Source organism: Phenylobacterium sp., from assembly GCF_036501465.1.
Lineage (GTDB): Bacteria > Pseudomonadota > Alphaproteobacteria > Caulobacterales > Caulobacteraceae > Phenylobacterium.
Window position 1 is genome coordinate 22,318 of record NZ_DASYAF010000179.1, and the last position, 14,137, is coordinate 36,454.

General features: G+C 71.1%; 13 protein-coding genes. 6 read left to right on the forward strand and 7 right to left on the reverse strand.

The features are described from left to right. The first annotated feature begins 100 nt into the window (after window positions 1–100). Window positions 101–1,624, forward strand: a complete 1,524-nt coding sequence (locus VGL85_RS21315; RefSeq protein WP_331591052.1) for a carboxylesterase/lipase family protein — start codon at window positions 101–103, stop codon at window positions 1,622–1,624. A gap of 116 nt (window positions 1,625–1,740) precedes the next feature. Here the strand turns inward: VGL85_RS21315 and VGL85_RS21320 are convergent, their stop codons facing one another. Further along, window positions 1,741–2,847 (reverse strand): response regulator, encoded by a 1,107-nt coding sequence (locus VGL85_RS21320; protein WP_331591053.1) that lies wholly within the window; start codon window positions 2,845–2,847, stop codon window positions 1,741–1,743. A gap of 138 nt (window positions 2,848–2,985) precedes the next feature. Between VGL85_RS21320 and queC the strand changes: the two genes are divergently transcribed. From queC to VGL85_RS21335, 3 genes are all read left to right on the forward strand, one after another. Further along, window positions 2,986–3,738, forward strand: a complete 753-nt coding sequence (gene queC, locus VGL85_RS21325) for a 7-cyano-7-deazaguanine synthase QueC (RefSeq protein WP_331591054.1) — start codon at window positions 2,986–2,988, stop codon at window positions 3,736–3,738. Then, a complete protein-coding gene (gene queE, locus VGL85_RS21330; RefSeq protein ID WP_331591055.1) occupies window positions 3,735–4,367 on the forward strand; it encodes a 7-carboxy-7-deazaguanine synthase in 633 nt (210 codons plus the stop codon). The genes queC and queE overlap by 4 nt, the downstream gene beginning before the upstream one ends. 182 nt (window positions 4,368–4,549) lie before the next feature. Beyond that, window positions 4,550–6,781, forward strand: coding sequence for a TonB-dependent receptor domain-containing protein (locus tag VGL85_RS21335; protein WP_331591056.1), 2,232 nt, complete (start codon window positions 4,550–4,552; stop codon window positions 6,779–6,781). 10 nt (window positions 6,782–6,791) lie between these two features. Here VGL85_RS21335 and VGL85_RS21340 read toward each other — a convergent pair whose 3' ends face one another. The 6 genes from VGL85_RS21340 to VGL85_RS21365 form a co-directional block, all read right to left on the reverse strand. Further along, complete coding sequence (locus tag VGL85_RS21340) at window positions 6,792–7,010, reverse strand: hypothetical protein (protein ID WP_331591057.1); 219 nt, start codon at window positions 7,008–7,010, stop codon at window positions 6,792–6,794. Window positions 7,011–7,082: 72 nt separating this feature from the next. After that, window positions 7,083–7,601, reverse strand: coding sequence for a response regulator (locus tag VGL85_RS21345; protein WP_331591058.1), 519 nt, complete (start codon window positions 7,599–7,601; stop codon window positions 7,083–7,085). Window positions 7,602–7,845: 244 nt separating this feature from the next. Next, window positions 7,846–8,961, reverse strand: a complete 1,116-nt coding sequence (gene aroC, locus VGL85_RS21350; protein ID WP_331591059.1) for a chorismate synthase — start codon at window positions 8,959–8,961, stop codon at window positions 7,846–7,848. Between the two features lie 37 nt (window positions 8,962–8,998). Further along, entirely contained in the window at window positions 8,999–10,087 is a 1,089-nt protein-coding gene (locus VGL85_RS21355; RefSeq protein WP_331591060.1) for an alpha/beta hydrolase family protein, read from the reverse strand. A 66-nt stretch (window positions 10,088–10,153) separates the two neighbouring features. After that, the gene (locus VGL85_RS21360) at window positions 10,154–11,188 is read right to left on the reverse strand and encodes a twin-arginine translocation signal domain-containing protein (protein ID WP_331591061.1); all 1,035 of its coding nucleotides are present in this window, start codon (window positions 11,186–11,188) and stop codon (window positions 10,154–10,156) included. An 89-nt stretch (window positions 11,189–11,277) separates the two neighbouring features. Beyond that, window positions 11,278–11,994 carry a DnaJ domain-containing protein gene (locus VGL85_RS21365; protein ID WP_331591062.1) on the reverse strand — a complete coding sequence of 239 codons (717 nt, stop codon included), beginning with the start codon at window positions 11,992–11,994 and terminating at the stop codon, window positions 11,278–11,280. 113 nt (window positions 11,995–12,107) lie between these two features. Between VGL85_RS21365 and pdxH the strand changes: the two genes are divergently transcribed. After that, window positions 12,108–12,791 (forward strand): pyridoxamine 5'-phosphate oxidase, encoded by a 684-nt coding sequence (pdxH, locus tag VGL85_RS21370; protein ID WP_331591063.1) that lies wholly within the window; start codon window positions 12,108–12,110, stop codon window positions 12,789–12,791. Continuing rightward, window positions 12,788–14,137, forward strand: a 1,350-nt coding sequence (locus VGL85_RS21375; protein WP_331591064.1) for an AAA family ATPase, incomplete at its 3' end; no start/stop codon positions are given. The genes pdxH and VGL85_RS21375, both read left to right, overlap by 4 nt.

A 14,137-nucleotide genomic window follows, 5' to 3' on the forward strand; every position in this document is an offset into this window, starting at 1 on the left:
CTTGTTCCCACGGTCCACAGGCGCCGGCCTCGTTGATCGTCCCGCGGCCGCGGTGTCTATGGGTGGCCAGGACAAGCCCGGCCAGGACGGTGAGAGTGAGATGGGAATTCTGTTGAAGACGCTGCTCGCCGGCGCGGTGGCGATGACGGCCCTGTCCGGCGCGGCGTTCGCCGCCGGCCCGACCGCGAAGCTGGATTCCGGCGTGGTGGCGGGCGCGCAGGCCGGCGACCTGCTGGTGTTCAAGGGCGTCCCCTATGCCGCCAGCACGGCCGGCGCCATGCGCTGGCGCGCGCCGCAGCCGGTCCCGGCCTGGACCGGGGTGCGGCCCGCCCTGGCGTTCGGCGCGGCCTGCCCGCAGCCGCACCTGTCCGACGACCCCTGGGCGCAGGTGGGGCCGCAGAGCGAGGACTGCCTGTTCCTCAACGTCTGGCGCCCGGCCAAGGCCGAGAAGGGCGGCGACGCGGTGATGCTGTTCATCCACGGCGGCTCGTTCACCCGCGGCGCGGCGGGCGTGCCGCTCTATGACGGCGCGGCGCTGGCCAGGCGCGGCGTGGTGGTGGTGACCATCAACTACCGCCTGGGCCGCCTGGGCTATTTCGCCCATCCGGCGCTGAGCGCCGAGAACGCCGACGGCGGGCGGCTGGGCAACTACGGGCTGATGGACCAGATCGCGGCGCTGAAGTGGGTGCAGCGGAACATCGCGGCGTTCGGCGGGAACCCCAGGCGGGTGACGATCTTCGGCGAGAGCGCCGGCGCCGTGGCGGTGCAGATGCTGACCACCACCCAGGCGGCCAAGGGCCTGTTCGTGCGGGCCATCTCGGAGAGCGGCGGCGGCACGGCGGCCGCGGCGCCGATCCGCGGCGGCCCGCTCTCCGGCGAGGCCTTCGGGGCGGCCTGGACCAAGAGCCTGGGCCTGGCCGATCCCACCCCGGCCCAGCTGCGCGCCATCCCGCTGGCCGAGGTGCTGAAGCCCGGGCCGACCGGGCCGATGGCCGACGGGGTGATGATGCTGCGCGCGCCCGGCGACACCTACCGCAGGGGCGAACAGCTCAAGGTGGGGCTGATGATCGGCGGCAACACCCACGAGGCGAGCCTGGTCGGCGAGAACGTCGCGGTGGCCAAGCAGGGGCTGGGCGGCGCCTATGGCGAGCTCTTGGCGGCGTCGCGGGAGCATCCGACCAAGGCCGGGGCGGAGTCCGACCTGATCACCGAGAGCCTTTCGACCCAGCCGTCGCGCTACATGGCGCAACGCAATGCGGCGGCGGGCCTGGCGACCTGGTCCTACCACTTCGACCAGGTGGCCGCGAGCGAGCGGGCCAAGGCCAAGGGTACCGACCACGGCGGCGAGCTCAGCTACCTGTTCGGCACGCGGATCGACAGGGAGACCTGGGACGACACCGACCGGAAGGTGTCGCAAATGATGGGCGACTATTGGGTGCGCTTCGCCAAGACCGGCGACCCCAACGGCGCGGGCGCGCCCGCCTGGGCGCCGGTGACCAAGGCCGCCTCGCCCTACATGGACTTCGACGCCAGCCCGCACACCGCCCAGCCGACGCCGCTGGAAGACCGGATCGAGGCGGCCGTGGTCGCCGTGGCGGAGAAGGCCTGGGACGCGGGGAAGTAAATACGCCTCCGCTCGTTCCCGCGAAGGCGGGAACCCATGCCGAGCCTGATTTTAAAAGGCGGCGGCCCGGGTCGAACTCAGCTTGGATCCCCCCTTCGCGGGGATGAGCGGGGTTTTTAAGCCGCCGCGGCGGCTTCGCTTTCGCCGAGCGCGGCCTGCAGGGCGGCCAGCAGGTGCTCGGGCTTCATGGGCTTTTCGACCACGCCGTTCATGCCGGCGGCGATGTAGCCCTCGGCGTCCTCCGGCTCGGCGTTGGCGGTCAGCGCGATGATCGGCACCTGGGAGGCCGGACCGCCCAGGCCGCGGATGGCGCGGGTGGCGGCGACGCCGTCCATCACCGGCATCTTGATGTCCATCAGGATCAGGTCGAAGCGGCCGCCCTTGGCGGCTTCCACGGCCTCGGCGCCGTCGTTGGCGCTCTCGCAGGTGCAGTCGAACATCTCGCACAGCGCCTGGGCGACCATGCGGTTGGTGGCGTTGTCGTCGACCACCAGCACGTGGACCGAGCGTTCGGCGGCGGTGGCCTCTTCGGTCTGCGGCGTCTCGACGGCGAGCGGCAGGGTCAGCGCGAAGATCACGGTTTCCGGCCCGCCGGCGGCTTCGCTGCGCAGCGCGCCGCCGAGGTCGGCGACCAGCAGGCGCGAGAGCAGGGCGCCGATCGCCACGTCGAGGCCATAGCGGCCCTCGACGTCGCGGACATGGGATTCGAGGTCGGCGTCGTCCCAGACGGTGTTGCGGGCGCCGCGCACCCGGCCTTCCAGGCGCACGGCGTCGGCGGTGACCACGGTGCGCAGGCTGGCCTCGACCGCGCCGCGGCGCATGGTGGCCACGGCCTCGCCCACCAGGCCGTCGAAGACCTGCAGCAGGCGGGTGCGGTCGCCCATGGCGCAGACATCGGGATCGCCGTCGTAGGAGACCAGCAGGGTGACGCCGCTCAGCGCCGCCGCGGGCTGCCAGCGCGAATGGACCTCGTCCACCAGCTCGCGAAGCCGCAGCGGTTCCGGCTCGAGGATCAGGCCCTCGGTGTTCAGTTTGCGCAGCGCGATCGCCGAGCCCAGCATCCGCCGCACGCCTTCCGCGGCCTCGGACACGCCGCTGACGCACGCCTGCGCGTCCGGCGCCAGGCGCATCCGTTCCAGCTGGCTGGTGAGCGCGAGCGCGCCTTCCATCTGCTGAAGGATTTCGCTGGTGACGCGGTCGAAGAAAAACGCAGGCAAAGACATGGACGACCGAAGGTTGCGAAAGCGCGACCCTCGCAACATGGCGCCAAGCGCTTGCAGATAGGTTAAGTGACACCGCTGACATGAGCGGCCGCTCGCCGCAGCCTTTGCTTGCCTTCGACCATGCCTCATATGGAGGCGATGACCGATCACCCCGAACGCGCTGCGGACCGCGCGGCGGAACGCGCCCTTGTGCTGTTCTCCGGCGGCCAGGATTCCAGCGTCTGCCTGGCCTGGGCGCTCGACCGCTTCGGCTATGTGGAGACCGTGGGCTTCGACTACGGCCAGCGCCATGTGGTGGAGCTGCAGGCGCGCCAGGCCGTCCGGGCGCGGATGATCGAACGCTTCCCGCCGTGGGCCGAGCGGCTGGGTCCCGACCACATGCTGGACATCTCCAGCTTCGGGGCGGTGGCCGAGAGCGCGCTGACCGCCGACCGGGCCATCGAGATGCAGGCCAACGGCCTGCCGTCGACCTTCGTGCCGGGCCGCAACCTGGTGTTCTTCGTCTACGCTGCGGCGCTGGCCGACCGTCGCGGCCTGAAGGCGCTGGTGGGCGGCATGTGCGAGACCGACTTCTCCGGCTATCCCGACTGCCGGCGCGAGACGCTGGACGCCATGCAGGGGACGCTGAACCTGGGAATGGCGCAGGATTTCGCGATTGAGACGCCGTTGATGTGGCTGACCAAGGCCGAAACCTGGGGCCTGGCCAAGACCCTGGGCGGCGAGCCGCTGGTCGAACTGATCGTGGCCGAGAGCCACACCTGCTATGCTGGCGACCGCGAGCATCGGCATCCCTGGGGCTACGGCTGCGGGACCTGCCCGGCCTGCGCGTTGCGGGCCAAGGGGTTCGAGGACTGGGTCGCGGGCGGACGCCTGGAGGCCGCCGTCCCATGAGCTACGCGGTGAAGGAGATCTTCCTCACCCTGCAGGGCGAGGGCGGCCAGGCCGGGCGGCCGGCGGTGTTCTGCCGCTTCGCCGGCTGCAACCTGTGGTCCGGCCGCGAGGAAGACCGCGCGGGCGCGGTCTGCAGCTTCTGCGACACCGATTTCGTCGGCATGGACGGCCCGGGCGGCGGCCGCTTCGCCGACGCGCAGGCGCTGGCCGGCGCCGTGGAGGCCGCCTGGGAAGGCGGGCCGGAGAACCGGCTGGTGGTGCTGACCGGCGGCGAGCCCTTGCTGCAGCTCGACGCGGCGCTGATCGGCGCCCTGCACGGGCGAGGCTTCTCGCTGGCGCTGGAGACCAACGGCACGCTGGCGGTCCCGCCCGGCGTCGACTGGATCTGCGTCAGCCCCAAGGCCGACGCGCCGGTGGTCCAGATTAAGGGCCAGGAGCTGAAGCTGGTCTTTCCGCAGGAAAAGGCGATGCCGGAGCGCTTCGAGCACCTGGCCTTCGAGCGCTTCGCGCTGCAGCCCATGGACGGGCCTGACCGCGAGGCCAACACGCGGGCCGCCATCGCCTATTGCCTGGCCCATCCGCGCTGGCGGCTGAGCGTCCAGACGCACAAGTACCTGGGGATCGCCTGACCTAGGCGTCACACCGTGGGCCCGCCAGCGCCACCGTTTCGCCGTACCCGGGCCGGCAACTAGCTGGGCAGTTGGCCTGGGGATGGCGATGAATTCCGCTCGTTCGCGTGGCTAGCCGCTGTCTCCCCACCCTTGGCGGCGGACCGCTGGCGCTGGCGGCCGTATCGGCGGTCCTGGCCGCGATGGCTTCGCCTGCACAGGCACAGGAAACCGACAGCGCCAAGCCGGCCGCGCCCGCGAGCGGCTCCGAGTCGAAGGCTCAGCCGGAATCGCAGGCCAAGCCGACATCGCAGGCCAAACCGGCGTCGCAGGCGAAACCCGGGCCGGCCGGCGACAAGACGCACGAGGTGGAAGGCGTGACGGTCAATGGCGCCGCGCCGGCCATGCAGACCTCGATCGACCGGCGCAGCTACAGCCTCGCCAAGGACCTGCAGGCGCAGACCGGCTCGCTCGCCGACGCCTTGCGCAACATCCCCTCGGTCCAGGTGGACCTGCAGGGCAACGTCTCCCTGCGCGGCAGCCCCAACGTCACCATCCTGGTCGACGGCAATCCCTCGGGCGTCTTCCAGGGCCCGGGCCGCTCGACCGCGCTGCAGTCGATCCCGGCCAGCCGCTTCGAGCGCGTCGAGGTCATCACCAACCCGTCGGCAGAATTCAGCGCCAGCGGCACGGCGATCATCAACCTGGTCACCAAGAAGGCGCAGGGCATCGGCCGCACCGGCGGCTTGCAGATCACCGCCGCCGACCCCGCCCGCGTCCAGGCGGTCGCCAACGCCGGCTACAATTCCAAAGCGCTCAGCATGACGGGCGACCTCACCCTGCGGCACGCCGAAACCCGCAGCGAGGTGAGCGACGAGCGCAAGGCCCCCGACCCCGCGAGCGGCGACATCGTCGACGCCGACCACGAGTCCGCCGCCCATCAGCTGGGCGACGCCGTCTTCGCGCACGGCGCCGTCGACTACGACGTCACCGCGAAATCCCGGCTGAGCGGCTCGCTGCGCATCAGCGACCTCGACACCGAGACCAAGACGGCGAACGCCTTCACCACCGCCGACGCGCTGGGGCCGATCCAGCAATTCGTGCGTCCGGAGCACCAGGACCTCAAACAGTTCTTCAACGAAGCCACCGGCTCCTGGCGGCAGAAGTTCGATGGCGACGGCCACGAGCTGGTCACCTTCGCCCGGCGCGAGGACTACACCTACCGCCTGCTGCGAGACTCCGAGGACGTCTTCTCGACGCCCGTCGCCGCGCCCGATTTCAATAGGTTCGACTACCGGGGGCGCTTCATACAGTCGGAGCTGAAGTCCGATTACACCCGGCCGATGTCCGACTCATCCAAGCTGAAGCTCGGATTCGATTTCGAGGACGACGACCAGCGGTACAACTTCATCGGCAAACAAGGGCCGGCGCCGGGCGCGCTGTCGAACGACCCGCTGCAAACGAACCTCTTCCTGTACAAGCGCGACCTGCTGCAGGCCTATGCCACCTATGAGCGGAAGTTCGGCGACCTCAGCGTGCTGGGCGGGCTCAGGCTCCAGGTCGACAACCTCGACCTCGACCAGGTGACCGAGGGCGTGAAGGCCTCGCCCAGCGATACCCATCTGTTCCCGTCGCTGCACATGGCCTACCGGCTTACCGACACCCAAACCGCGACCGCCAGCTACAGCCGCCGGGTCGCCTATCCCGATCCCGCCCTATTGAATCCGTTCCGGGTTTCAACCGACCCGTTCAATTTCCAGGCGGGGAATATCGACCTCGCGCCGCAGATCTCCGACTCCTACGAGGTGGGCTACCAGTACACACGCGGGGACACCTACTACCTGGCGAGCGCCCACTTCGTGCAGGTCAACCATAGCTTCACCAGCGTCGTGCAGGACCTGGGCGGCGACGTCTTCCTGACGACCCAAGAGAACCTGGACACCTCACGCAGCGGCGGGCTGGAACTGGTCGCGGCCGGGCCGCTGATCCCGAAGGTCACCTACAACCTGAGCGCCAATCTCTTCTGGAACGAGATCAACGCCGCCAACCTGGGGTTCAGCCGCGCGCGCTCGACCTACACCGCGATGGGCCAAGGCAATCTGAGCTGGCAGATCACGCCGAAGGACCTGGTGCAGATCAACGCCTTCGTGACGGGAGAGTCGCTCACCCCGCAGGGGCACACCGCGCCGACCGGGATGCTGAACCTGGGCTTCCGGCACAAGCTCAGCGACCGGATATCGGTGCTGGCGACGGTGCAGGACGTCTTGCGGACCTATCACAGCCAACTGGTGCTCGACACCCCGGCGCTCAGCCAGCGCGTCGAACGGTCCTTCGACACCCGCACCTTCGCCCTGACCCTGGTCTGGAATTTCGGAGGCCAGCGGAAGAACGACCCCGGCTTCCAGTTCGAGAACGGCGCCAGCGCCCCTCACTGACCGCGTCGGGCTAGTTGGACTTGTCGTCCTTCTTGCCGCCGCCGATCACGTCGCCGACGCCGTGGGCCGTGGCGCTGACCGCCTTGGCCCCCAGGCCGACCGCGGTTCCGGTCACCGCGACCGCGGCGCCGCCGACCGCGCCGGCCGCGCCCACCACCGCGCAGGCGGAAAGCAGGCTCGCGGCCGCGGCCGGGACCGCGCCCCGCAGGACGATGGACTTCAGTGGCATGTCAAAGCTCCCCGGACGTCGGGCGCGATCCTGCGGCGGGATCGGTGAACGCGACCTGAACCTAGCAGGCCCTTACAGTTCCTGGATTGCGGCCTTTGGCTGCGGGCGCCGGCTGTCCTCGCGCCGGTCGGGCCCCTTGAAGCTGGGGTCGTGGCGGCGGCGCCGGTCGGGGCCGAAATAGCCCTCGGTCTTCACATAGGGCCGGGGGTGATTGACGATCTGGTTGATGCGCTCCAGCACGCCGCGGGCGGTGAGCGGCTTGGTCAGGAACTCGTTGACGCCGGCGTCGCGCGCCTCGGCGACCCGGCTCATGGTCGAGTGGCCGGTGATCATCACCACCGGGCACATCTGGTTGGGGCTGTCGGGCGAGCGGCGCAGCAGGCGGACGAAGTCGATGCCGTCCAGCGGCTGCATGGAAAGGTCGGTCATGACGATGTCGATGGTGTGGTTCTTCATCATCTGCAGGCCGGCGGTCCCGTCGCTGGCCTCGTAGATCTTCTGCACCCCGATCGCCTTCAGGATTTCCGACAGCAGCACGCGCATGTGGTGGTTGTCGTCGACGAGCAGAATCTTGAGCAGGTCGTAGCGCAAAGGCGTGTCCGTCTTCCGTTGCGGCCGGTTCCGGGCCTGGTCCCGACGATTCGTCTTGCCAAGGGTGCGGCTGATTACGTTGCGGAAACCTAGCCGGTCAATCCCAAATCACGTGGTTCTACGGCGAAGCTAAGTGCCTGTGATTGATTGAAAAAGTCTAACACAACCCTGGGGATGTCTATGTCAGCGGTGTCACCAACCGGGAGTCGTTGCATCGCCTCGAATTCGATGGCGGCCGGTGGAATTAGTTCCCCGCCGGTCCCCCCACCTGGCCCCTGTGGCGCAGGAAGGCGTCGGCCAGGACGCAGGCGACCATGGCCTCGACGACCGGCGTGGCGCGGATGCCGACGCAGGGATCGTGGCGGCCCTTGGTGCGCAGCTCGATCTCCTCGCCGGCCTCGTTGAGGCTCTTCCGCGGGGTGAGGATCGAGGAGGTGGGCTTGAAAGCGACACGCGCGGTCACCGGCTGGCCGGTGGAGATGCCGCCGAGGACGCCGCCGGCCGAGTTGGACAGGAAGATCGGGCCATGGTTTCCGGCCCGCATCTCGTCGGCGTTCTCCTCGCCGCTGAGGGCGGCGGCGGCGAAGCCCGCGCCGATCTCCACGCCCTTGGCGGCGTTGATCGACATCAGCGCGGCGGCCAGTTCGGCGTCCAGCTTGCCGTAGACCGGCGCGCCCCAGCCGGCCGGGACGCCGGTCGCCTCGACGGCGACGATGGCGCCGGTGGAGGAGCCCGCCTTGCGGACCGCCTCAAGATGCTCCTCCCAGACCGGGACCATGTCGGGGTCCGGGCACCAGAAGGGGTTGTCCTCGGTCCTGCTGAAGTCGATGCGCTCGGGGGCCACGGCGTGCGGGCCGATCTGGACCACGGCGCCGCGGATGCTGACGCCCGGGATGATCTTGCGCGCGATGGCGCCGGCGGCGACGCGCGCGGCGGTCTCGCGCGCCGATTGCCGGCCGCCGCCGCGATAGTCGCGCACGCCGTACTTGGCGAAGTAGCTGTAGTCGGCGTGGCCGGGGCGGAAGGCGGTGGCGATCTCCGAATAGTCGCGGCTGCGCTGGTCGACATTCTCGATCAGCATGGAGATCGGCGTGCCGGTGGTGACCTGGGCGGCCCCAAATTTCTCAAGCGTCCGCTCGTCGGAGAAGACGCCGGAAAGGATCTTCACCGCGTCCGGCTCCTGGCGCTGGGTGACGAACTTGCCCTGGCCGGGGCGACGCTTCTCAAGCCAGACCTGGACGTCGGCCTCGGTGAGCGCGATCCCCGGCGGGCAGCCGTCGACCACGCAGCCCAGGGCCGGCCCGTGGCTCTCGCCCCAGGTGGTCACGCGGAACAGGTGGCCGAAGCTGTTGTGCGACATGGCGGGGCTTGTAGCGGCAGACGCGCCGGCGCGAAACCTACGGCGGCCCTATCACCCGGCCGAAGAAGATCAGCGCCTGCTGCAGGGCCGCCACGTGGGTCGGGCCCTGGGGGACCTGAAGGCCCAGGCAGAGCGGCACCTGGCGCTGCATGGCCGCGGGCGTGCAGGCCGACAGGAAGTCGTAGTGGCCGACCCGGGGCAGGGCCTTCAGCTGGGCCTGCGGGATCAGGCGCGCGACCACCCCGCCATTGGTGTGCGGCCGGGCGACCGGGTCGGCTTCGCCCAGCACGATGGAGACCGGGGTGTTGATGGCGCCCAGGCTCGCGGGATCGAGGGCCTGGACGAAGGCCGGCGCCATCAGGAAGGCCGCGCGCACGCCACGGATCGAGTGGTCATCGCCTGCGTGGGCGGCCTCGGCGGCGAGTTGCGGGGTGGCGAAGGCCGCGGCCTCCTGGTCGAGGGTGACCGGGAATTCGGGCTGCGGGCGGCACATCGGATCGTCCGTATGGGCGGCGCAGAAGCTGTGGAAGCGCGCCAGGTCGACCCGGGCGCCGATCGCCTGCAGCGCCGTGGAGCCGCCGTTCGCGAAGCCGGCGATGGCGAGCCGCCTCAGGTCCAGGTGCGGGCTGATCGCCGGATCGTCCTTGACGCGCTCCAGGGCCGCCTCGAGGTCGCCGGGCCGGTCCCAGAACAGCGCCGCGCCCGGCACGGTCATCTTGTCGGCGCCGTTGTTGCCCGGATGGTCGACGGCGATCACCACATAGCCCTGCTGGGCCAAGACGGTAGTGAACCAGCCCATCATCCGCGCCGTGCCGCCGAAGCCGTGGCTGAACAGGATCACCGGCCGGCGCCGGGCGTCGGCGAAGGGGGCGTCGGGAGCGGCGGAGCCCACATAGAACATCGCCTGGCCGGGCGGGCCGAGGTCCAGCGACTTCTCCTCGACGCCCTCGGCGGCCGGATACCAGACGGTGATGCGGACGGTCGGCTTGTGGTCGGCGTCGCGCAGGGCGGCGGTGGGGTTGGTGGCCTCCAGGTGGCGCTCGCCCACCGGGCTTTCCTGGGCGAGGGCGGCGGCGGCGGGCGAAAGCGCGATCGCGACGGCGGCCAGAAAGGTCAGAAGGCGCATGATGCGTCGCGGTCTCCGAGAATCGTCGCCGCCCGGGCGGACGCCAGAGCCGCAGTTCCTTAGCGCTCACCCCTGGCCGAGAACAGCCGAGGCTTTCGCCAGCACATAGGCCTGCAGGTCGGGCCAGCGGCGCGGATCGGCCAGGTAGTCGTCCCAGCCGTCTTCCAGCGCGATCATCAGGCGCTTCTGCGGGCCGGCCTCCAGCTTCGTCGACATCCGCAGGTCGGGCTTACTGAGGCCGCAGCGCTTGGAGACCTCGGCCTGCATGAAGAGGCACATGGTCTCTTCGACATCGACCCGGTTGGCGGTGGCGAGCGCCGTCACCCGCGCGGCCTCGGGCCTGGCGCTCAGCGGGCGTCCCAGCGCCTCGCTCCAGATAAGGTGGCTGGCCTCATGCCCCAGGAACCAGGGCAGGTTGGGCCTCTCGAACAGCGAGCTGAAGATCGCCGGCGGCGAATAGTTGCCGCTGCCCGAGGGATGGAACGGCATCGCCACCACCTCCAGCCGCGGCGCGCGCAGCGGCATGCGCTGCAGTTCGATGACCTTGCGCAGCGGATGGAAGGCCGCGTCCTGCTCGCGCCAGCCGGCGATCTGCGCCTGGACGAGGGGCTGCACCGATTGCCGCCAATAGGTCTCGAAGGCGGGGAAAAACGGCGCGCCCGCCGCGACCACCGCCTGCACGGCCTCGAGGCTTGGCGGGTTGTCGCTGTAGCAGAGGATGCGCGGCCGAGGCGACGTCACCCGTTTCGCGGGGAGGCCGGCGAAGGCGGTGGCGATGAAGCCGTGGAGCTGGTCGTAGCGGGTCAGTCCCGCCGAAGCGACGGCCTCGGGCGCGGCCACCAGTTCATCGAGGCTGGGCGCCTGCGCGAAGCCGGGCGGGTCGAACGGCGCAAAGGTGTCACGTCGCAACCGGAACATCAGCAGCTGGAGGTAGTCGGCGAGGACGTTGCTGACGAAGACCAGCGGCGGCGCTGGCTCCGGCGGCGTCGGCGCGGCGGCGTTCGCCGAGCCCGCGGCCGCCACACAGGCCGAATGGACAAGGAAATCGCGTCGCGAGCCGCCCGCGGGCCGTCCGCCCGGGAGACCGGCGCCAGATTGCATGGCGGCTTCCACATCCTCTCCGGGAGCGTTCAAGGCTTACCCTCGGGGAAGCCGGGCCGCGATGCAGCTTAATTCGCGGTCATGTGGGCTCAGGCGGCCCAGGCGGCGGCGAAGCGGCGCAGCAGGGTGCGCGCGGCGCTGTCGGCGGCGCCGGGCTGGGCGGGCGCGAGGCGCAGGAACAGGTGGCCCTGGGCGTGACGGCCGCGGGCGGGCAGGCCCTGGCCGGCCAGGCGCACCAGCTTGCGCTCGCCCGCCTTGCTGGTCAGCCAGACGATGCGCCGGCCGACCGGGGTGTCGAGGGCGATCCGGCCGCCCTCGGCCAGCAGGCGCGGCGGCACCGCGGCGGTGATCCACAGGTCGTCGCCGCGCACCAGCATCTCCGGCGCGCCGATCAGGCGCACGCCGAGCTCGCGGCCGTCGACGCGCACGGTGTCGCCGTTGCGCAGGCCGGCCGGCAGGGTCACCCGCAGCAGGCGGCCGTCGCCGGTGCGGTGCTCGGCCACGCCGCCCTGGAGCGCGACGATCGGGGAAAGGGTCAGTTCCACAGGCTCCGGCGGCCGCGGCGCCGGCGGCTGGACGATGCGGTCGGGCGGCGCGGCGTGGGCCGCCTGCAAGCGGTGATAGGCCTCCACCACCTGGCGGAAGGGTTCCTCGCCGCCGCCCTGGCGGTCCGGATGGGCGCGCTTGGCGGCGTCGCGGAAGGCGCGGCGCAGGTCGGCGGGCGAATAGAACGGGCCGACGCCCAGGATCTCGCGCGCGGCCTTCAGGGTGATCGGGCCCGGGGGTGGGGGAGTGGAGGACGCCATTCGCGGGCGAGCCTCGCCCCACCATGGTCAACTCCGGGTTAAGCCCCGGGCGGATCGCGCCGCGCGAGCCTTAAATCTCGGCAATCGGCAGGGCTTGACGCTATATCGGGGCGATGACCGAGAAGACCCTGATCCCGGCCTCGCCCAGCGAGGACGACTACGTCCGCCAGGTGGCGCAGGCCGAGGCCCTGCCGCAGCTGCCGGAAGACGACCCGATCACACTGTTCAACGCCTGGCTGGCCGAGGCCCTGGCCCGGGAGCCGAACGACGCCAACGCCATGTCGCTGGCCACCGTCGACGCCGACGGCCTGCCCGACGTGCGCATGGTGCTCTTGAAGGACGCCGACGCCCGGGGGTTCGTCTTCTACACCAACCTGGATAGCGCCAAGGGCCGCGAGCTCGTCGCCAATCCCAAGGCGGCGCTGCTGTTCCACTGGAAGTCGCTGCGCCGGCAGGTGCGGGTGCGCGGGACGGTGAGCGCGGTCTCGCCGGCCGAGGCCGACGCCTATTGGGCGACGCGGGCGCGGCCGGCCCAGCTGGGCGCCTGGGCCTCGTCGCAGTCGCGGCCGCTGCCCGACCGGCTGGCCCTGGAGAAGAAGATCGCCGAGTTCGGGCTGAAGTTCGGCCTGGGCAAGGTGCCGCGCCCGCGGCATTGGTCGGGCTTCCGCGTGGCGCCGCAGGCCATCGAGTTCTGGCGCGACCGGCCGTTCCGGCTGCACGAGCGGCTGGTGTTCGCGCGGCCGTCCAAGGAAGGCGGGGCCGGGGCCGGCTGGACGACCCACAGGCTGTTTCCTTGACCGAGGCCGAGACCGACGACGCCAAGGTTCAGGCCGAGCTGGTCGCCTGGCTGAAGGGCCGCTCGGAGCGCGCGATCGAGACGGCGTGCGCGCGCATCTTCCTGGCGGGCGACGTCGCCTGGAAGCTGAAGCGTTCGGCCGACCTGGGCTACGCCGACTTCCGCACGCCCGGCCAGCGCAAGTGGGCCCTGGACCGCGAGCTGGTGTTCAACCGGGCCACGTCGGCCGACATCTACCGCCGGGTGCGGACGATCACGCGGACGCCGGACGGCGGCTTCGCCTTCGCCGACGAAGGCCACGGCGCGGGCGAGGCGGTGGACTACGCCCTGGAGATGCGCCGCTTCGACGACGCCGCGGTGCTGTCCAACGACCCTTCGCGGGTGGACGGCGCCCTGGCCGAGCGGCTGGGGCGGATGATCGCCGGCTTCCATGCCGAGGCGCCGCTGCGGCCCGACGGCGGCTGGGCGGCGCTGGCCTGGACCATCGGCTCCAACGCCCACCTGCTTCAGGACCTGAAAGGCAAACTTGCCCATGACCGGGTCGAGCGGCTGGTCCAGGCGACGAACGCCGAATTCGAGCGCCAGCTGCCGCTGTTGAAGGCGCGCACGGTGGCCGGCTTCGCCCGGCGCTGCCATGGCGACCTGCACCTGGCCAACATCCTGGTGGAGCACGGCGAGCCGGTGCTGTTCGACTGCCTGGAGTTCAACGACCTGCTCTCCGACCTCGACGTCCAGTACGACCTGGCCTTCCTGCTCATGGACCTGGACTTCCGCGGCCGCCGCGACGCCGCGGTCAGGGCGCACTCGGCCTATCTGGACGCCGCGGTGCGCAGCTTCGGCGAAGCGGTGTGGGAGGGCCTGGCGGCCCTGCCGCTGATGATGTCGGTGCGGGCCGGCGTGCGGGCCCATGTGGCGGCCCATTCCGGCGACCTCGCCCAGTCGGCGGCCTATGTGGAGGCGGCGATCGCCCACCTGTCGCCCGCCCCGCCGGTGCTGGCGGCGGCCGGCGGCTTCTCAGGCACCGGCAAGACCACCTTCGCCCGCGCCATCGCGCCGGGCCTGGGCGCGGCGCCGGGCGCGGTGGTGCTGCGCACCGACGAGGTCCGGAAGCGCCTGGCGGGCGTGGGGCCGGTCGAGCGGCTGCCGCGCGACATCTACACGCCCGCCTTCTACGAGCTGGTCTACGAGACCCTGTTCGCCGATGCGCGCGCGATGCTGCGGGCCGGCCGCGCGGTGGTGCTGGACGCCACCTTCACCGAACCCGCCCTGCGCGCCCGCGCCGAGGCTCTGGCGGCCGAATGCAGCGCGCCCTTCCACGGCGCCTGGCTCACCGCGCCGCTCGAGGTG

Coding starts and splice junctions, on each gene's coding strand:
- aroC (WP_331591059.1), bottom strand. CDS start 8,961: ATGTCGCACAACAGCTTCGGCCACCTGTTCCGCGTGACCACCTGGGGC.
- VGL85_RS21335 (WP_331591056.1), top strand. CDS start 4,550: ATGGCTTCGCCTGCACAGGCACAGGAAACCGACAGCGCCAAGCCGGCC.
- queC (WP_331591054.1), top strand. CDS start 2,986: ATGACCGATCACCCCGAACGCGCTGCGGACCGCGCGGCGGAACGCGCC.
- VGL85_RS21355 (WP_331591060.1), bottom strand. CDS start 10,087: ATGCGCCTTCTGACCTTTCTGGCCGCCGTCGCGATCGCGCTTTCGCCC.
- VGL85_RS21315 (WP_331591052.1), top strand. CDS start 101: ATGGGAATTCTGTTGAAGACGCTGCTCGCCGGCGCGGTGGCGATGACG.
- pdxH (WP_331591063.1), top strand. CDS start 12,108: ATGACCGAGAAGACCCTGATCCCGGCCTCGCCCAGCGAGGACGACTAC.
- VGL85_RS21365 (WP_331591062.1), bottom strand. CDS start 11,994: ATGGCGTCCTCCACTCCCCCACCCCCGGGCCCGATCACCCTGAAGGCC.
- VGL85_RS21320 (WP_331591053.1), bottom strand. CDS start 2,847: ATGTCTTTGCCTGCGTTTTTCTTCGACCGCGTCACCAGCGAAATCCTT.
- VGL85_RS21340 (WP_331591057.1), bottom strand. CDS start 7,010: ATGCCACTGAAGTCCATCGTCCTGCGGGGCGCGGTCCCGGCCGCGGCC.
- VGL85_RS21360 (WP_331591061.1), bottom strand. CDS start 11,188: ATGCAATCTGGCGCCGGTCTCCCGGGCGGACGGCCCGCGGGCGGCTCG.
- queE (WP_331591055.1), top strand. CDS start 3,735: ATGAGCTACGCGGTGAAGGAGATCTTCCTCACCCTGCAGGGCGAGGGC.